Origin of the sequence: Achromobacter sp. 413638, assembly GCF_043119405.1 — a bacterium.
Lineage (GTDB): Bacteria > Pseudomonadota > Gammaproteobacteria > Burkholderiales > Burkholderiaceae_B > Achromobacter.
In genome coordinates this window covers 67,276-84,872 of record NZ_JBICCO010000010.1, presented here as the reverse complement: position 1 = coordinate 84,872, position 17,597 = coordinate 67,276, and the positions used below count along the sequence as shown (strand labels likewise).

General features: G+C 69.0%; 13 protein-coding genes. 5 read left to right on the top strand and 8 right to left on the bottom strand.

All coding sequences use genetic code 11. The annotated features are described in order from the left end of the window. Positions 1 to 30: 30 nt before the first annotated feature. Positions 31 to 1,458 (bottom strand): type II secretion system ATPase GspE, encoded by a 1,428-nt coding sequence (gene gspE, locus ACEU5R_RS06560; RefSeq protein ID WP_212321123.1) that lies wholly within the window; start codon positions 1,456 to 1,458, stop codon positions 31 to 33. Between the two features lie 34 nt (positions 1,459 to 1,492). Continuing rightward, positions 1,493 to 4,084 (bottom strand): type II secretion system secretin GspD, encoded by a 2,592-nt coding sequence (gene gspD / locus ACEU5R_RS06555; protein ID WP_392409557.1) that lies wholly within the window; start codon positions 4,082 to 4,084, stop codon positions 1,493 to 1,495. A gap of 175 nt (positions 4,085 to 4,259) precedes the next feature. Here gspD and gspF point away from each other — a divergent pair, with 175 nt between their 5' ends. After that, on the top strand, positions 4,260 to 5,465 hold the full coding sequence (gene gspF, locus ACEU5R_RS06550; protein ID WP_392409556.1) for a type II secretion system inner membrane protein GspF: 1,206 nt from the start codon (positions 4,260 to 4,262) through the stop codon (positions 5,463 to 5,465). Between the two features lie 124 nt (positions 5,466 to 5,589). Here gspF and ACEU5R_RS06545 read toward each other — a convergent pair whose 3' ends face one another. The 3 genes from ACEU5R_RS06545 to ACEU5R_RS06535 all read right to left on the bottom strand — a co-directional run bounded on the left by ACEU5R_RS06545 (position 5,590) and on the right by ACEU5R_RS06535 (position 9,016). Further along, on the bottom strand, positions 5,590 to 5,928 hold the full coding sequence (locus ACEU5R_RS06545) for a P-II family nitrogen regulator (protein WP_103273941.1): 339 nt from the start codon (positions 5,926 to 5,928) through the stop codon (positions 5,590 to 5,592). 63 nt (positions 5,929 to 5,991) lie between these two features. Then, a complete protein-coding gene (locus ACEU5R_RS06540; protein WP_392409555.1) occupies positions 5,992 to 7,632 on the bottom strand; it encodes an NAD+ synthase in 1,641 nt (546 codons plus the stop codon). A 73-nt stretch (positions 7,633 to 7,705) separates the two neighbouring features. After that, positions 7,706 to 9,016, bottom strand: a complete 1,311-nt coding sequence (locus ACEU5R_RS06535; protein ID WP_392409578.1) for a mechanosensitive ion channel family protein — start codon at positions 9,014 to 9,016, stop codon at positions 7,706 to 7,708. Between the two features lie 187 nt (positions 9,017 to 9,203). Between ACEU5R_RS06535 and argH the strand changes: the two genes are divergently transcribed. Together argH and ACEU5R_RS06525 are read left to right on the top strand one after the other, a co-directional pair. Further along, entirely contained in the window at positions 9,204 to 10,625 is a 1,422-nt protein-coding gene (gene argH / locus ACEU5R_RS06530) for an argininosuccinate lyase (protein ID WP_392409554.1), read from the top strand. Positions 10,626 to 10,926: 301 nt separating this feature from the next. Beyond that, a complete protein-coding gene (locus ACEU5R_RS06525) occupies positions 10,927 to 12,342 on the top strand; it encodes an MFS transporter (RefSeq protein ID WP_392409553.1) in 1,416 nt (471 codons plus the stop codon). Positions 12,343 to 12,389: 47 nt separating this feature from the next. Here the strand turns inward: ACEU5R_RS06525 and ACEU5R_RS06520 are convergent, their stop codons facing one another. The 3 genes from ACEU5R_RS06520 to ACEU5R_RS06510 form a co-directional block, all read right to left on the bottom strand. Continuing rightward, positions 12,390 to 12,809, bottom strand: coding sequence for a type II toxin-antitoxin system HicB family antitoxin (locus ACEU5R_RS06520; RefSeq protein ID WP_392409552.1), 420 nt, complete (start codon positions 12,807 to 12,809; stop codon positions 12,390 to 12,392). A gap of 72 nt (positions 12,810 to 12,881) precedes the next feature. Beyond that, a complete protein-coding gene (locus ACEU5R_RS06515) occupies positions 12,882 to 13,067 on the bottom strand; it encodes a type II toxin-antitoxin system HicA family toxin (RefSeq protein ID WP_392409551.1) in 186 nt (61 codons plus the stop codon). Positions 13,068 to 13,227: 160 nt separating this feature from the next. After that, on the bottom strand, positions 13,228 to 14,154 hold the full coding sequence (locus tag ACEU5R_RS06510) for a LysR family transcriptional regulator (RefSeq protein ID WP_392409550.1): 927 nt from the start codon (positions 14,152 to 14,154) through the stop codon (positions 13,228 to 13,230). A gap of 133 nt (positions 14,155 to 14,287) precedes the next feature. On the opposite strand from ACEU5R_RS06510, the gene ACEU5R_RS06505 reads away from it, so the two are divergent. Both ACEU5R_RS06505 and ACEU5R_RS06500 read left to right on the top strand, forming a co-directional pair. Beyond that, a complete protein-coding gene (locus tag ACEU5R_RS06505; protein WP_103273935.1) occupies positions 14,288 to 15,475 on the top strand; it encodes an MFS transporter in 1,188 nt (395 codons plus the stop codon). Positions 15,476 to 15,585: 110 nt separating this feature from the next. Further along, positions 15,586 to 17,595: a PEP/pyruvate-binding domain-containing protein gene (locus tag ACEU5R_RS06500; protein WP_392409577.1), complete on the top strand. Its 2,010-nt coding sequence runs from the start codon at positions 15,586 to 15,588 to the stop codon at positions 17,593 to 17,595. Positions 17,596 to 17,597 lie beyond the last annotated feature (2 nt).

Below are 17,597 nucleotides of genomic sequence, written 5' to 3'. Positions count from 1 at the left end.
GCCCAGGTCGCGCAAACGCGACCTCCCGCCCTACGCGTCCCTGGTCACCCGCAAGATCTCCTCCGGCGACGTCCGCCCCTCATCCACCCAGCGCTGCCCGTCTTCCCGCATGCTGCGCATGCCGGCGGCCGTGGCCGCGATCCGCAGTTCGCGCTCGTCGCGGCCCTCGTGGATCAGACGGCGGGCCTCGTCGTCCACGCTGAACAGCTCGTGGATGCCCGAGCGGCCGCTGTAGCCGGTGTGGTTGCAGGCGGCGCAGCCGACCGGATGGTAGACGCGGCGGCCCTCGTGTTCGGCCGGCTGCTTGCAGGCCGGGCACAGCTGGCGCACCAGGCGCTGGGCCAGCACGCCCAGCAGCGACGAGGCCAGCAGGAAAGGCTCCACGCCCATGTCGGTCAGGCGGGTGACGGCGGACACGGCGTCGTTGGTGTGCAGCGTGGCCAGCACCAGGTGGCCGGTGAGCGAGGCCTGCACCGCGATCTGCGCGGTTTCCAGGTCGCGGATCTCGCCGATCATGATGACGTCGGGGTCCTGCCGCAGGATGGCGCGCAGCGCCAGCGCGAAGCTCATGTCGATCTTGGCGTTGACCTGGGTCTGGCTGATGCCGGGCAGGTCGTACTCGATCGGATCCTCGACGGTGAGGATGTTGCTGGTGGACGCATCCAGCCGGCTCAGCGCGGCGTACAGCGTGGTGGTCTTGCCGCTGCCGGTGGGGCCGGTGACCAGCACGATGCCGTGCGGCTGGCGGATCAGGCGGTCCAGCCGCTCCAGCACGCCGGCGCTCATGCCCAGGCGTTCGAGCTTGAGCCGGCCGGCTTCCTTGTCCAAAAGGCGCAGCACGGCGCGCTCGCCGTGGCCGGTCGGCAAGGTGGACACGCGCACGTCGATGGGCCGTCCGCCCACGCGCAGCGCGATGCGGCCGTCCTGCGGCAGGCGTTTCTCGGCGATGTCCAGGTGCGCCATGATCTTGATGCGCGAGATCAGCGCGGCATGCAGCGCCTTGCGCGGGCTGACCACGTCGCGCAGCGTGCCGTCGACGCGGTAGCGCACCACCGAATGGGTCTCGAAGGGCTCGATGTGGATGTCGCTGGCGCCGTCGCGCGCGGCCTGGGCGAACAGCGCGTTGATCATGCGGATGACGGGCGCGTCGTCCTGGGCCTCCAGCAGGTCGGCCACCTCGGGCATGTCCTGCAGCAGCCGGTCCAGGTCGATCTCGTTCTCGGCCACGCCCATGACCGAGGCGGCGTCCTCGGCATGGCTGTAGGCCGCCGTCAGCAGTGTTTCCAGCGCCTCGTCCTCGACCTGCGCCACCTCCACGTCGCCGTGGCAGCGGCGGATCTCGCGCAGCGCCCATTCCGGCGTGCGCGGGCTGACCGTCAGCTGGGCGCGGCCGCCGCGCAGCGACAGCACGGCGCGCTGGGCGCGCGCCCAGGCATAGGGCAAGGGGTGGGCGCTCATGCGGCCGCCCCCGCCGTCGCTTGCAAGGCGGCGTTCATAGGTGCGACACCACTTCGCTCTTGTAGCCCAGCTCGCGCAACAGGCGGGTGGCGGTGGACACCGTGCCCGGATCCTTGGCGACCTGGCTGCGCACCACATAGCCCATGCCGCCGGGACCGGCCTGCACATAGGCCTGCAGGCCGCTGCCGCGCACGCGCTGGGCGATGCGCTCGGCGTCGGACTGCGAATCCACCGAGGCGAATTGCAGCGTGGCGCTGGACTTGTCGGCCTCGCCATACAGCGAGGCGGGGTCGCGCGCCACGCTCACGCCCAGCGGCATGCTGACGCGGAACGGCTGGGCCGGATCGCTGGTCTGGCGCGCGGCCGGATACTGGCGCACGGCGAAGGACTCCACCGTCGCGGGCGGCGGGCGGCGCATGGTCTCGGCCAGGTTCTCCGGCCGCATGTCGTAGGCATTGCCCGACACCGACGGCGCCGAGCCCGGCGCCGTCAGCATGGGCGCCTGCTGGTTGGGCAGCAGCCAGTGATCGCCCGGCTGCGCGCCGGCCTGGGCCCGGCGCATGTAGTCGTAGCGATCCATGGTGACGCCGGCGGCGCGGTTGGCGTCGCGCATCACGTAGGGGCGCAGGAACACCATCAGGTTGGTCTTGGTGCGCTTGCGGCTGTCGTAGCGGAACAGATTGCCCAGCACCGGAATGGCGCTCAGGCCCGGAACGGCGTTGGAGCTGAGCGTGACGCTGTCTTCCAGCAGGCCGCCCAGCACGATGATCTGGCCGTCGTCGACCAGCACGCTGGTGTCGATGGCGCGCTTGTTGGTGACGATGCCGTTGGTGATCGACGAACGACTTTCGTCGATGCTGCTGACTTCCTGGTAGATGTCCAGCTTGACCGTGCCGCCTTCGGAGATCTGCGGGCGGATGTTCAGCTTCAGGCCCACGTCCTCGCGCTCGATGGTCTGGAACGGGTTGTTGCTGCCGTTGCTGCCGTTGGTGACGTACTGGCCGGTCACGAAGGGCACGGTCTTGCCGACCAGGATGCTGGCGGACTGGTTGTCCAGCGTCAGCAGGTTCGGCGTGGACAGGATGTTGGCCTCGCCGGTGTTCTGCATGGCGCGCGCCAGCACGCCCAGGTTGATGACCTTGTTGCCCAGCACGTCGACCGTGCCCTTGACCACGCCCAGCGTCATGCCGCCGCCCAGCGCGTCGATCGAGGTCGGCCCCTTGCCGGACAGGCCGCTGCCGCCCAGGTTGGTGCCGCCGATGAAGCTGGTGCCGCCGCTGTTGATGTTGCCGGCGCCGGTCATCCACTGGATGCCGAACTCGGCCGCCTTGGCCTCGCTGACTTCCACGATCAGGCTTTCCACCAGCACCTGCGCGCGGCGCTGGTCGAGCTGGTCGATCACTTCGCGCAGACTGCGGTACAGCGGCTCGGGCGCGGAGATGATCAGCGAGTTGGTGGCCGGATCGGCCTGGATGGTGGCGCCGCCGGCGGAATACGACACCGCCTGGTTGCCGTTGTCGTCGCGCGCGATGCGATCCTGTTCGCCGGACAGCCCGCCCTTGTTGGACGAGGTCGACGAGGAACCGCCCAGTCCCTGCTGGCCGCCCTGGTTCATGGACGTGCGCTGGGCGCGCGCGCCGCCGCCCTGCGCGCCCGGTGCGGTCGCGCCTTGCGGGGCCCCGGCGCCGGTGGCGGCGTTGGCCTGCCCGGTCAGCAGGCCGCCCAGCACCTCGGCGATGCGGGTGGCCTGGGCGTTGCGCATATAGACCACGTGCAGGTTGCCGCCTCGGTTCTGCTGCGCGTCCAGCTTCTGGATCAGCTCGCGCGCCAGCTTGGTACGCGCGGGACTGCCGGCGCGCACCAGCACGCTGTTGCTACGCGGATCGGCCACCACCGCGATGCGCTGGGTCGGGTCATTGCCCTGCGTGTCCAGCAGCTGCGAGGCCAGCACGGCGATGTCGGACGCAATGCCGGAGCGCACCGGCACCACGTCGGTGTCGATGGAGCTGGGCACGTCGATGCGGGCGATCACCGCCGCGATGCGCTCCAGGTTGTCGGCGTAGTCGGTGACCACCAGCGTGTTGTTGCCGGGATAGGCGTTGACCGGATTGTTGGGCGGCACCATCGGGCGCAGCACCGGCACCAGGTTGGCGGCGTTCTCGTACTTGAGCGGGAACACGCGGGTCAGCATCTCGCCGCCGCCTCCCACGCCGCGCGCGAAGCTGGACACCGACACCGGCGCGCCCTTGGCCGCCGGACGCGGATCGCCCACCACCGCGCTGCCCTGCAGCTTGGCGTCGGCTTCGGGCACCACGCGGGTCACGCCGTCCACATCGACAATGGCGAAGCCCTGCAGGCGCAGCGCGCCGGTCAGCATGGACAGGGCCTGGTTGCTGTCCACCGGACGGTCCGAGACCAGCGTGAGCTTGCCCTTGACGCGCGGGTCCACCAGGAAGTTGCGCTGCGTGAAGAGCGACAGCGCGCGCAGCACGGCGGGAATATCGGTATCCACGAAATTCAGGCTGACACGATTGTCGGCCTGTTGGGCGTAGGCGGGGCTGGCCGCCGGCCCGATCTGGCTGGCGGCCAACAGGACCGCCAGGCTGAGTTGCGCGAATTGACGCATGACGAAGGTGTGCCTGAGACGTGAAATCGTGTGAAAAAACGTGAATTCGCGTCGGAGTATACGGGGTGACACTGCAACACTACGGTCATATTCCAAGGGCAAGGTGGCGGCCTGGAAACCCTTTGAATATGCGGCTCTCCGGGCGATTCTTCGCACCGGGATCTGAACCAGGAACATGCCATCCTTTCGTTACGAAGCGACTGACGCGCTCGGAAAAATCGTGCGCGGCACGGTCGAGGCCGACACCGAGCGCGGCGCCCGCAACCAGCTGCGCGGCCGCGGCCTGCTGCCGCTGTCCACCGCCCCCGCCGCGCGCGCCGAGGGCCTGGGCGGCGCGCTGCGCGCGCGCCTGTCCGACGCCGACCTGGCCTGGCTGACGCGCCAGCTGGCCAGCCTGCTGGCCGCGCGCCTGCCGCTGGACGCGGCCCTCAGCGCCACGCTGGACCAGGCCGAGAAAAAGCACATCGCCACGGTGCTGCTGGGCGTGCGCGACGACGTGCGCGCCGGCCACAAGCTGTCGGCGGCGCTGGCCGCTAGGCCGCGCGACTTTCCCGAGATTTATCGCGCGCTGATCGGCGCCGGCGAGGAATCCGGCGACCTGGCGCAGGTGATGGAAAAACTGGCCGACTACATCGAGGAACGCAACGCGCTGCGCGGCAAGGTGATGACGGCCTTCATCTATCCCGTCGTGGTGGCCTGCGTGTCGGTGATCATCGTGGTGTTCCTGCTGGGCTATGTGGTGCCGCAGGTGGTGTCGGCCTTCAGCCACGCCAAGCAGCAGCTGCCCATGCTGACCCGCGTGATGCTGGCGCTGTCGGACTATGTGCGCGAATGGGGCCTGGTCACCGGCGCCGCGCTGGTCGCCGCCTTCGCGCTGTGGCGCTACGCGCTGCGCGCGCCGGCGGCGCGCACCGCCTGGCACACGCGCGTGCTGCGCCTGCCGCTGGTCGGGCGCTTCGTGCTGGGCGTGAACGCGGCGCGCTTCGCATCCACGCTGTCCATCCTGTGCGGCAGCGGCGTGGCGCTGTTGACCTCGCTGGAGGCCGCGCGCCGCACGCTGAGCAACGACGTGCTGCGCCAGGCCGTGGACGAGGCCTCGGCGCGCGTGCGCGAGGGCGCGCCGCTATCGACCGCGCTTGGCGCGCAGAAGGTATTCCCCAGCCTGCTGGTGCACCTGATCGGCAGCGGCGAGAAGACCGGCCAGCTGCCCGAGCTGCTGGACCGTGGCGCGCGCAACCTGTCGCGCGACCTGGAGCGGCGCGCCATGGCCATGACCGCGCTGCTGGAGCCGGCCCTGATCCTGGTGATGGGCGGTTTCGTGCTGCTGATCGTGCTGGCGGTGATGATGCCGATCCTGGAGATGAACCAGCTGATCCGCTAGACGCCGCCCCATGGCCGGCATGGCGCGCCGCCCGGATGGCCGCCACGCCATCCAGACAAGCCGCAAAAACAAAGGCCGCGCGACCCGATGGGCGGCGCGGCCTGTGCCGGACGACAGGAACGCGTCAGAGCGCTTCTTCGTCGGCTTCGCCGGTGCGGATGCGGATGGCCTGCTCGACCGGGGTGACGAAGATCTTGCCGTCGCCGATCTTGCCGGTGCGCGCGGCCTTGACCACGGCCTCGATGGCCTGCTCGACGCGGTCGTCGGGCAGCACCACCTCGACGCGGATCTTGGGCAGGAAATCGACCACGTACTCGGCGCCGCGGTAAAGCTCGGTATGGCCCTTCTGGCGGCCGAAGCCCTTGACCTCGGTGACGGTCAGGCCGCTGACGCCGACCTCGGCCAGCGCTTCGCGAACTTCGTCGAGCTTGAAGGGTTTGATGATGGCGGTGACTTGTTTCACTTTGCTTGTCCTGGTTTTTCGATCTGCGTGGAAGGCCGGGCGCGGCCGGGGCGCTCGCGGCGCCTATTTGCCGATGGCTTCGCGGAATCCGTTGGTGACAGGATAACGCCAATCCCGGCCGAACGCGCGCGGCGTGATGCGCGGTCCGGGCGGCGCCTGGCGGCGCTTGTACTCATTGATGCGGATGAGGCGCACGACCTGCTCCACCGCCTCGGGCGGATAGCCGGCGGCGACGATCTCGCCGGCCGATTCGTTGTGTTCCATGTAGCGTTCCATGATGCCGTCCAGCACATCATAGGGCGGCAGGCTGTCCTGGTCGGTCTGGTCGGGACGCAGCTCGGCCGAGGGCGGCCGGGTGATGATGCGCTCGGGAATGACCTCGCCATTGCGGTTGCGCCAGACGGCCAGGCGGTAGACCAGGGTCTTGGGCACGTCCTTGATGACGGCGAAGCCGCCGGCCATGTCGCCGTACAGCGTGCAATAGCCGGTGGTCATCTCGGACTTGTTGCCCGTGGTCAGCACCAGGCGGCCGGTCTTGTTGGACAGGGCCATCAGCAGCGTGCCGCGCACCCGCGCCTGGATGTTCTCTTCGGTGGCGTCCACCGGCAGGCCGGCGAACTGCCCGGCCAGCAGGCCCTCGAAGGCGTCCACGGCCGGGCCGATGGCGATGTCGTCATAGCGCACGCCCAGCCGCCGCGCCATGTCGGCGGCGTCGATCTGGGAAATGTCGGCGGTATAGCGCGTGGGCATCATGACGGCGCGCACATTGTCGGCGCCGATGGCGTCCACCGCCACGGCCAGCACCACGGCCGAATCGATGCCGCCGGACAGGCCGATGATGGCGCCGGGAAAACGGTTCTTGCCCAGGTAATCACGCACGCCCAGCACCAGCGCGTTCCAGACCTGCTCTTCCAGGCAGTACGGCGCCACGTCGGCCTGCGCCGAGGCCGGCTTGACGCCGCCCTGGGCGTCGACCTCGACGAAATTCACGCCCTCGGCGAAATCGGGCAGGCGCGCCGCCGGCTCGCCGGCGGCGTCCAGCGCGAAAGACGCGCCATCGAACACCAGCTCGTCCTGGCCGCCCACCATGTTGGCGTAGATCAGCGCGTAGCGGTTCTCGCGGGCGCAGCGACGCGCCACTTCCAGCCGCTCTTCCTGCTTGCCGGTGTTGTACGGCGAGGCGTTGGGCACCAGCAGCACCTGGGCGCCGGCCTGGGCGGCGGCGCGCGGGGCTCGGTCGAACCAGATGTCCTCGCAGATGTTGACGCCGAAACGCACGCCCTTGACGTTGAACACCAGCGCTTCGCCGTGAGCCGAGAAATAGCGCTGCTCGTCGAACACCGAATAGTTGGGCAGCTCGCGCTTGCAGTAGGTGCCCAGCACGCGGCCCTCGCACAGCACCGAAGCGGCGTTGTACAGGCGGCCCTGGCGCGCCTGGACGTGGCCCACCAGCACGTGAAGTCCGGCCAGCCCGGCCAGATCCTGCCGCAGGCGGTCCAGCACATCCTGCTGGGTCTGGACGAACAGCGGGCGCAGCAACAGGTCCTCGGGCGGGTAGCCGGTCAGGACCAGCTCGGGCGTGACCAGCACGTCGGCGCCTTCGGCATGCGCCTTGCGGGCGGCCTCCAGCACCTTGGCGGCATTGCCCGCCAGGTCCCCCACCAGGGCGTTGATCTGCGCAATTCCTACACGGGCGGCGCTCATGGACAGCGTTTCCAAATACGTGACAATCGATCGGAAAATTATCGCATGAGGCGGCCTGGGCGGGCGGCCGGGGCTAGCGTGGCAATTCCTGCCCCTGCGGCCCGACGCCGTCGCGGCCCATTTCCCGCATCGCGCTCTCGCGCAGGTGGCCGCCCATTTCGCCGATGTCGGCGCCAGAGGGCTGCTGGTACAGGCGCATGCCCAGCTCGGGCAGGATGGCCAGCAGGTGGTCGAAGATGTCGCCCTGGATGCGCTCGTATTCCACCCAGGCGGTGACGGCGGTGAAGCAATAGACCTCGACCGGGATGCCGTCGGATTGCGGCTCCATCATGCGCACCATCATGGCCATGTCCTGGCGCACCTCGGGATTCTGCTTCAGGTAGGCCAGCGCATACACGCGGAAGGTGCCGATATTGGTCAGGCGGCGGCGGTTGGCCGGCACGGCGGCCTGCTCGCCCATATGCTGGTTGGCCTGGGCGATGTCGCTGGTCTTGGCCTGCAGGTAGTCGCGCAGCAGCCGGAAACGCATCAGGCGCCCGGCTTCCTCGTCGGTCAGGAAGCGCACGCTGGCCGCGTCGATGCGCAGCGTGCGCTTGATGCGGCGCCCGCCCGACTCGAACATGTGGCGGTAATTGCGGTAGCTCTCGGAGAACAGCTTGTAGGTCGGCACCGTGGTGACGGTGTTGTCCCAGTTCTGCACCTTGACCGTGTGCAGGGCGATGTCCTTGACGAAGCCGTCGGCGTTGGACTGCGGCATCTCGATCCAGTCGCCGATGCGCAGCATGTCGTTGCTGGTGAGCTGGGTGCTGGCCACCAGCGACAGCAGCGTGTCCTTGAACACCAGCAGCAGCACGGCCGACAGCGCGCCCAGGCCGGAGATCATCCACAGCGGCGAACGGTCGATCAGGATCGAAAGCACCAAAACGGTGCATATGGCCATCAGCACCAATTTGCCGATCTGGATATAGCCCTTGATCGAACGCGTCTGCGCCCGCGTGGTGGCTGAATAGGTGTCCTGCCAGGCGCTCAGCACGCCGGACAGGGCCACGAACACGCAGATCCAGGCCCCGGCGTGCGCCAGCCGGCCGACGATCTCGGCGGCGCGGTCCACGTGCGGCACCAAGTCGATGCCCATCGACACCACGGCAAAGGGCACGGCGTACCACAGGTTCTGGTAGGCGCGGCGGCGCTGCAGCGCCTTGTCCCAGTCGTCATGGCCGGTCAGCACCAGCAGGCGGTGGGCCAGCAGCAGCACCACCCGCGCCACCACCCACTGCACGAACAGGGCGGTCAGCACCAGCACGCCGATGCCGATCAGGGTCTGCGCCCAGACTTCCTTCGGCAGCTGGGCGTCGATTTGGGTCACCAGGTCTTCCCAGTCCATGGGCATAGGGTTTCCACTCACTCAAACGGATCGAATCAAAGCCGAATTATCCGACACCCGCTCCCGTGCCGGGGTTCCTCGGACCGACACGGCCCGCCGGCGCCGCCCTGGCCCCCGCCGGAGACAGCGCCGCGCGCCGGCGTCCGGCCCGCGGACGCCCCCGGCAGGCCCTATAATCCCGCCCATCATGGCAAACACCCCCTCCCCCGACCAAAACCAGTTCGCCAACAAGGCGCAAGCCTGGTCCGCCCGGTTCTCGGAACCGGTTTCCGAACTCGTCAAACGCTACACCGCGTCCGTGGATTTCGATAAGCGCCTGGCGCGCCACGACATCCAGGGTTCGCTGGCCCACGCCGACATGCTGGCCGCCCAGGGCATCATCAGCGCCCAGGACCTGTCCGACATCCAGCGCGGCATGGCCCAGATCCGCGCCGAGATCGAGGCCGGCAGCTTCCAGTGGCTGCTGGACCTGGAAGACGTGCACCTGAACATCGAAAAGCGCCTGGTGGAGCTGGTGGGCGATGCGGGCAAGCGCCTGCACACCGGCCGTTCGCGCAACGACCAGGTCGCCACCGACATCCGCCTGTGGCTGCGCGAGGAAATCGACACCCTGATCGAGCTGCTGCGCCAGCTGCGCCGCGCCCTGGCCACGGTGGCGCTGGACAACGCCGGCACCATCATGCCCGGCTTCACCCACCTGCAGGTGGCCCAGCCCGTCACCTTCGGCCACCACCTGCTGGCCTACGCCGAGATGTTCGGCCGCGACGCCGAGCGCCTGGCCGACTGCCGCAAGCGCGTCAACCGCCTGCCGCTGGGCGCGGCCGCGCTGGCCGGCACGTCCTACCCCATCGACCGCGAGCGCGTGGCGCGCACGCTGGGCTTTGATGGCGTCTGCCGCAACTCGCTGGACGCCGTGTCCGACCGCGACTTCGCCATCGAATTCTGCGCCGCCGGCGCGCTGATCATGACGCACGTCTCGCGCCTGTCCGAAGAACTGGTGCTGTGGATGAGCCCGCGCGTGGGCTTCATCGACCTGGCCGACCGTTTCTGCACCGGCAGCTCGATCATGCCGCAGAAGAAGAACCCCGACGTGCCCGAGCTGGCGCGCGGCAAGGCCGGCCGCGTCAACGGCAACCTGGTCGCCCTGCTGACCCTGATGAAGGGCCAGCCCCTGGCCTACAACAAGGACAACCAGGAAGACAAGGAAGGCCTGTTCGACACGGTGGACACGCTGCGCGACACGCTGACCATCTTCGCGGACATGGCCGGCGGCATCAAGGTCAAGGCCGACAACATGCGCGCCGCCGCGCTGCAGGGCTTCGCCACCGCCACCGACCTGGCCGACTACCTGGTCAAGCGCGGCCTGCCCTTCCGCGACGCCCATGAAGTCGTGGCCCACGCCGTGCGCGACTGCGAACAGCGCGGCTGCGACCTGGCCGACCTGACGTTGGCCGAGCTGCAAGCCTACAACGCCGGCATCGGCGAGGACGTGCATCAGGTACTGACGCTGGAAGGCTCGGTCGCGGCCCGCAAGCACGTGGGCGGCACCGCCCCCGAGCGTGTCGCCGAGGAAGCCCGCCGCGTGCTGGCGGAGACGGCTGGCGAATAACACCCGCCGCGCATCCGCAGCGCCACGACATCGGCCCTGGACAATTCCAGGGCCGATTTCTTTTGTGCCCAAGCCCGCCGCCCCGCACGCCGTGGACCCCTTCGGGGATCAGGGGCATTGAGCGGCCCGCCCCCGCAGGCTCCTATACTCAAGCGTTTTTTTGCGCCGACGCTCCCGCCGCCACCTGGCTGCGGAACGTTCGCCGCAAGCCGGCTACCCCCGAAAGCGCGATCACGCCGTTTTCCCAGCCTTTGGCGTTGCGCCCGACAGGATCCCACTCCTTCCTCGACCCCGACGCCACATGCCGACCGCCGCCTCAGCCAGCGCACCCGCCCCCGCCGACGAAGAAGGCTTCGACATTCCCCGCCGGTATTTCGCGGCGGCCGCCATCCTGATCGGCGTGCTGATGTCGGCGCTGGACAGCTCCATCGTCAATATCGCGCTGCCCACCATCTCGGCCGATCTCGGCGTCAGCGCCGCCTCGGTCATCTGGGTGGCGAACGGCTACCAGGTGGCCAGCGCGGCGGCCATGCTGACCTGTGCCTCGCTCGGCTCCCGAATCGGCGAACGGCGCTTCTACACCGCCGGACTGGCGCTGTTCACGATCGCCTCGCTGGGCTGTGCGCTGGCGCCCAGCTTTCTTGTCCTGGTGGCGATGCGCATCCTCCAGGGCCTGAGCTACGCGGTGCTGATCAGCGTGGGCTACGGCATGTACCGGGTGATCTTCCCGGCGCGATCGCTGGGCACCATCTTCGGCGTGAACGCGCTGGTATTCGCGGTAGGCACGGCGCTGGGGCCGGCGCTGGGCGGACTGCTCGTGTCGTATGCCTCATGGCCCTGGCTGTTCTACATCAACCTCCCGCTCGGCATCGCGGCCATCGCCTTCTCGCTCATGGCGCTGGGCAAGGACACGCAGCGCGAACGCGGCTTCGACGTGCTCGGCGCCGCGACCTCGGCGGCGGCCTTCGGCCTGTTCGCGCTCGCCGTCGACCAGATCGGCCGCTGGAGCAACCGCAGCGTGCTGCTGCTCGCCGGCGCAGCGGCGGCGCTGGCGGTTGTGTTCGTCCGTAGCCAGACCCGCGCCCGCAGTCCGCTGCTGCCGCTGGACATCTTCACATCGCGCCGCTACAGCTTCGCGGTGCTGACCTCGGTCACCATGTTCGTCTCGCAAGGCATCGCGCTGGTGGCGCTGCCCTTCGTGCTGCAGGCCGCACACGGCTACAGTGTGCTGGAATCCGCGCTGGTGTTCACGCCCTGGCCCATCGCGGTGGCGCTGTGCGCGCCCATCGCCGGCCGGCTGGTGTACCGGCTGAACGCGACCCAGGTCTCCAGCGCCGGCGTCTTCATGTTCTGCCTGGGCCTGGGCTCGCTCATGCTGCTGCCGGAACACGCGACGATCACGGACCTGGTGTGGCGCATCGCGCTGTGCGGCATGGGCTACGGCTTCTTCCTGCCGCCGAACAACAAGGAAATGTTCGCCAACGCGGCGCGGAACCGCACCGGCACGGCCTCTGGCGTGCTGTCGACGGCCCGGACCACGGGCCAGTCCATCGGCGCGGCCCTGGTCGCCGTCGTGATCGCGCTGACGGGCGGCATCGGCGACGGCGCGGGCGCGTCGTTTGCCACATATGTGTTCGCCCTGGCCTGTGCGATCGCGGCGCTGTCGCTGGTCGCCAGCCTGGCGCGGGTGTATCGGCGGCGGGATGGGGCGCAGTAGGCGCGACTGCAGCGCCGGCCAAGCATCCCAAGTGCTGTTGAGGTACCTCAGGCGATAGACACGTCCAGACGGCGTCCCAGCAGTCCCAAGGCGGTTTCGACCATTTCTATCTTCGACGAATGGCGCAGGTTCAAAAGCCGATCCACCTGCGGCATATGCACGCCCAGCCGGCGCGCCAGCTCCGCCTTGCGCACGCCCTGCCGGATCATTTCATTGGACAGGAACACCTTGCTGGTCACCAAGGCGCGCAAGGTGATGCAAGGCTGCCCCTTCCCTGTGCGCGATGGCATGGGAATCGGGCGGCGCTCGTCGAAATAGATTTCCAATGCCGCCTCCAGCGCCTCCTGGGCGTTGACAGCTGCCTCCTGTTCGTCGTCGCCGGTCGTAATGGCTTCGGGAATATCGGAAAACTGCACGAACCAAGTACCGTTCGTGTCGCGGGTCATCGTGTAGGGATAAGTCAGCATGCAAGTCTCCGACAACGGACTGCGTCGGTATCGAACAAATTGGCTGGACAAGGAACGCTCGGGAGTTCGGCATTACTTCAAACCCAGCTGCTTCTTGATGGCGTTCTCCAAAGCCGCGCCCATCTCCCTGGATCCGTGAAATGGGAAAATCGTGGACACGCCATTCAGTGTGACGCGATAGTGGCTGCTGCCTGAGCGGTGCGGCACGAATACGGCACCCTGGCGCTCCAGCCATCTCTTGAACTCGCTGTACTTCATTCCAGGCTGAATACAGCATGGAAAGAATACAACATAAAAGATTCGTTTATAAACATTTATGTTCCACCATTGACCAAGAGTCTATGCCGGCAAAGGGTATTCTTCCGCCCACGGAATGGGACCATGCAACGCCTGATTTCAGACCACAAGAAGGCCTCCCTCACTCGACCCTCACCCCCTCCCCCAACATTTCCAGCGTCGCGTCCACCTTCGGCAGCAGTTGCCGGCTGGTCTGCCAGACCAGACGCAGCGGCAGGCCGGGCGCTTCCCAGCCGGGCAGCACCTGGACCAGGCGGCCGTCGCGCAGGGCGTCGCCGGCCAGCCAGGTCGCCAGCTGGGCGATGCCGCAGCCGGCGATCACGGCGTCGAACTGGGCCTCGGCATCGCCCAGCGTGATCGCGCCTTCGATGGGCATGCTGCCCATGGCGGCGGCCAGGCCGGCGGGCGGCATCTCGCCCAGCGGCACGCGCCAGGCGGCCGCGCCGTCGGCCCGTGCATACGCCACGGCGTCATGGCGCGAAAGTTCGTCCACGTCCTTCGGCGCGCCACGGCGGTCCAGGTAGTCCGGCGCGGCGCAGAACACCAGCCGTTCCACGCCCAGCTGGCGATGGCTCAGGCCCGGCATGCGCCGGTCGGGGCCGCCGATCCGCACGGCCAGGTCGATGCCCTCTTCCGCCAGGTCCACGAAACGGTCGGTGAACGTGACGCGCGGCTGCAGCCGTGGATGGCGGCGCGCGAATTGCAGCAGCAGGGGCAGGACCTTGCGCTTGCCGAAGGTGGCGGGCAGGTCCACGCGCAGGCAGCCCGCCGGCTCCTGCCGCTGCGCGGCCAGCGCCGCCTCGGCTTCCTGCAGCTCGTCCAGCACCCGCACGCAGGTCCGATGAAAGGCCGCGCCCGCGTCCGTCAGCGCCAGCCGCCGGGTGCTGCGCTCGAACAGCCGCGCGCCCACCCGATCCTCCAGCCGCGCCACGCTCTTGCCGACGGCCGACGCGCTCAGGCTGAGGCGGTCGGCGGCGGCGGTGAAGCTGCCGGCGTCGGCGACGCAGACGAAAACCTCGATGCCTTTCAGGCGTTCAGACGGGATCATTCCAGGCGCTCCAAGGGGTCGTGCTTACCCCGATACAGGAATTAAATTCCTAAATCTAAGGAATATATACCTTGGATAGGATTTTCATTCTTCAATATCGTTCAGGGCTGGATACACGCAACCCATCTGCCCCATGCCACACCCGATTTCCCCCGCCACGCCGGCCACGGCTTCCGGCCCGGCCATCATCATCCTGGCCCTCGCCGCCTTCGTCATCGTCTCCACCGAATTCCTGATCGTCGGCCTGATCCCGGCGCTGGCGCGCGATTTCGGCGTGTCGGTCCCGCAGGCCGGGCAACTGGTCGCGCTGTTCGCCTTCACGGTCATGCTGGCCGGCCCGCCGCTCACGGCCGCGCTGGCGCACGTGGAACGCAAGCGCCTGTTCGTCGCCATCCTGCTGGTCTTCGCCGGCGCCAATGCGCTGGCCGCGCTGGCGCCGAACCTGTGGGTGCTGGCGCTGGCGCGCTTCATTCCTGCGCTGGCGTTGCCGGTGTTCTGGGGCACGGCCAGCGAGGCCGCCGCGCGCATGGCCGGGCCGCTGCGCGCGGGCCAGGCCGTGTCGCGCGTCTACCTGGGCATCTCCGCCGCCCTGCTGTTCGGCATCCCGATCGGCACGCTGGCGGCGGCCGCCATCGGCTGGCGCGCCAGCTTCTGGGGGCTGGCGGCGCTGTCGTTGCTGCTGGCCGCGCTGATGGCGCGCCACATGCCGGCGCTGAGCCAGTCCGCCAGGACGCCCCTGCGCGACCAGGCCCGCATCCTGAAAGATCCTCTGCTGCTGGCCCATATCGGCCTGTCGGTGGCGGTGTTCACCGCCATGTTCACCGCCTACACCTACCTGGCCGACATCCTGGAGCGGCTGGCCGGCGTGGCGCCAGCGCAGGTCGGCTGGTGGCTGATGGGCTTCGGCGCGGTCGGCCTGATCGGCAACGCGTTGGGCGGCAAGGCAGTGGACCGGCATCCGCTGCGCGCCACGCTGGCCTTCACGCTGCTGCTGGGCCTGGGCACGCTGGCCAGCATGCCGCTGGCCGCAAGCCTGGGCGGCCTGCTGCCGGCGCTGGCGGCCTGGAGCATCGCCAACACCGCGCTCTATCCCATCTGCCAGGTGCGCGTGATGCAGGCCGCGCCGCAGGCCCAGGCGCTGGCCGGCACGCTCAACGTGTCCGCTGCGAACGCCGGCATCGCGCTGGGCGCGGCGCTGGGCGGGCTGGCGATTCCGCGCTGGGGCCTGGACAGCGTGGGCTACGCGGCGGCGGCCGTGGCACTGCTGGCGGCGCTGATGATCGCGCCCATCGCGCGGTTGCGGCCGGCGCGTCCTGCCTGAATGGACCGCCGCGACCAGCCCGCCGCCGTCCGGGCCTGCCCGGCGGCGTCCGCGCGCGGCGTCGCCGAGTCCTTTATGATCCCGCCATTCCAGCATTCTCAATGGCATCCATGGATTCCTTCCGCGCCTTGTCCCGCCTCATCGGCCCGAGCCTGCGCCTCGCTCCCCTGGTCGCGCTGTGCGCGCTGTCGCTGGCCGCCAGCCACGACGCCTCGGCACAGACCGCGCGCAAGCCCTCGCCCTATGAACTGCGCCTGGAAGGACCTCCCATCGAGTCTGGCCCGGACGACCCCAAGGCGCCGGCCTACCTGGACCGCATCGGCAGCCGGGAAGACTTCATGCGCCTGGCGCGCGTCTACAACCCCGGCACGCCGCTGGAGATGCCACACCTGATCTTCGTGATCGACCGGCGCCAGGCCAACCGCATCTACTACATCAACACGCCGCGCTACGTGCTGCACGAGCAGTTCGCCCGCCGCGAGGGCCTGGCGCCCAAGCTGGACAAGGCCACGCTGATCTCGCAGTACAAGGATCCCAAGCGCCGCTTCCTGTTCGGCACGCTGAGCTGGCAGCGCGACCTGCCCGGCTATACCTACGAATTCTGGGAGGGCGACCGGCTCACGCCCGAGCTGCTCAAGCAGACCGATGACGTGGTGCGCGCCTCGTTCTATGAAGCGCCGCGCTTCAAGGCCAACTCCACGCTGCACGAACAGACCGCCGAACGCGCCGGCCTGGCCTTCGTGACCCAGGAGGCCCTGCTGCGCGAGCAGCCCTTCCTGCCGCTGAACACCGGCCGCGCCCAGGGCCGGCTGCGCATCATCAAGTCGGTGGAGCAGACCGGCGACCTGTCGCCCCAGGACATCCTGGTGCTGGACGAGGTGCCGGTCTGGCTGCCGCCGGTGGCCGGGCTGGTGACGCAGCGCCCGTCCACGCTGCTGTCGCACGTCAACCTGCTGGCCAAGGGCTGGGGCATCCCCAACGCCTATGTGCGCGATGCGCAAGCGGCGCTGCGCCAATACGACGGCCAGTGGGTGGAGCTGAATGTGAGCGCGCAGGACTACCGGGTGCAGCCAATGGCCCGCCCCGACGTCGTCCCCCACGTCACGCCGCCCAAGCAGGCCGCGCGCAAGCTGCCCAAGCCGGACCTGTCGGTGACCGCGCTGAAACCGCTGTCCGCCCTGAAAGCCCGCGACAGCCGCTACTGCGGCGTCAAGGCCGCCAATCTGGGCGCGCTCAAGTCCGCCCTGCCGCCCGCCGCCCGCGTGCCGGACGGCTTCTGCGTGCCCTTCTCGCAATACGAGGCCTTCATGCGACGCCTGCAGGTGGCGCAGAAGATCGCGGCGCTGGAACAGCGCCACGATTTCCAGACCGACGCCAACGCGCGACGCGAAGCCTTGGCGGCGCTGCGGGCCGAGATCGCCGGCGCCGAGCCGGACGCGGCGCTGGCGCAATCCTGGCTGGCGCAGTGGAACAGCCAGCTCAAGGGTCAGGGCGTGTTCGTGCGCAGCTCGTCGAATTCGGAAGACCTGCCCGGCTTCAGCGGCGCGGGCCTGTACACCACGGTGCCCAACGTGACCCAGGCCGAGGCGCTGGCGCGCGCGGTGCAGACCGTATGGGCCTCGGTTTACAACTTCGAGGCCTATGAGGCGCGCCGCGCGGCCGGGCTGGGCCAGGACGCCGTGGCGATGGCGGTGCTGGTGCAGCTGGCGGCGCCATCGGACAGCTCGGGCGTGATGATCACGCGCGATCCCTTCGACGCCGGCCGGCGGCACGTGACCTACATCTCGGCCAAGCGCGGCCTGGGCATCAAGGTGGTGGAAGGCAAGCGCCAGGCCGAGCAGGTGATGTATTCGAGCTGGTCCAAGGCGGTGCAGGTGCTGAGCCGCTCGGCCGAGGACACGCAGCTGGTGCCCGACGCCGCCGGCGGCGTGCGCGAGGTGCCGCTGCAAGGCTCGCGCCAGGTACTGACGGATGCCTTGATCGCGCGGCTCGCTACCGTGGGCCGCCAGGTCAAGCAGGCGCTGGGCGGCGCGGACCAGGACATCGAATGGGCCGTGGTCGGCGACGAACTCATCATCCTGCAGTCGCGCCCCTACGTGGACGGCTCGGCCCGCAAATGAAT

What these genes read in the sequence shown, in the direction of transcription:
- gspE (WP_212321123.1), bottom strand. Translation starts at nt 1,458, where the DNA reads ATGAGCGCCCACCCCTTGCCCTATGCCTGGGCGCGCGCCCAGCGCGCC.
- gspD (WP_392409557.1), bottom strand. Translation starts at nt 4,084, where the DNA reads ATGCGTCAATTCGCGCAACTCAGCCTGGCGGTCCTGTTGGCCGCCAGC.
- gspF (WP_392409556.1), top strand. Translation starts at nt 4,260, where the DNA reads ATGCCATCCTTTCGTTACGAAGCGACTGACGCGCTCGGAAAAATCGTG.
- ACEU5R_RS06540 (WP_392409555.1), bottom strand. Translation starts at nt 7,632, where the DNA reads ATGAGCGCCGCCCGTGTAGGAATTGCGCAGATCAACGCCCTGGTGGGG.
- ACEU5R_RS06535 (WP_392409578.1), bottom strand. Translation starts at nt 9,016, where the DNA reads ATGGACTGGGAAGACCTGGTGACCCAAATCGACGCCCAGCTGCCGAAG.
- argH (WP_392409554.1), top strand. Translation starts at nt 9,204, where the DNA reads ATGGCAAACACCCCCTCCCCCGACCAAAACCAGTTCGCCAACAAGGCG.
- ACEU5R_RS06525 (WP_392409553.1), top strand. Translation starts at nt 10,927, where the DNA reads ATGCCGACCGCCGCCTCAGCCAGCGCACCCGCCCCCGCCGACGAAGAA.
- ACEU5R_RS06520 (WP_392409552.1), bottom strand. Translation starts at nt 12,809, where the DNA reads ATGCTGACTTATCCCTACACGATGACCCGCGACACGAACGGTACTTGG.
- ACEU5R_RS06515 (WP_392409551.1), bottom strand. Translation starts at nt 13,067, where the DNA reads ATGAAGTACAGCGAGTTCAAGAGATGGCTGGAGCGCCAGGGTGCCGTA.
- ACEU5R_RS06510 (WP_392409550.1), bottom strand. Translation starts at nt 14,154, where the DNA reads ATGATCCCGTCTGAACGCCTGAAAGGCATCGAGGTTTTCGTCTGCGTC.
- ACEU5R_RS06505 (WP_103273935.1), top strand. Translation starts at nt 14,288, where the DNA reads ATGCCACACCCGATTTCCCCCGCCACGCCGGCCACGGCTTCCGGCCCG.
- ACEU5R_RS06500 (WP_392409577.1), top strand. Translation starts at nt 15,586, where the DNA reads ATGGATTCCTTCCGCGCCTTGTCCCGCCTCATCGGCCCGAGCCTGCGC.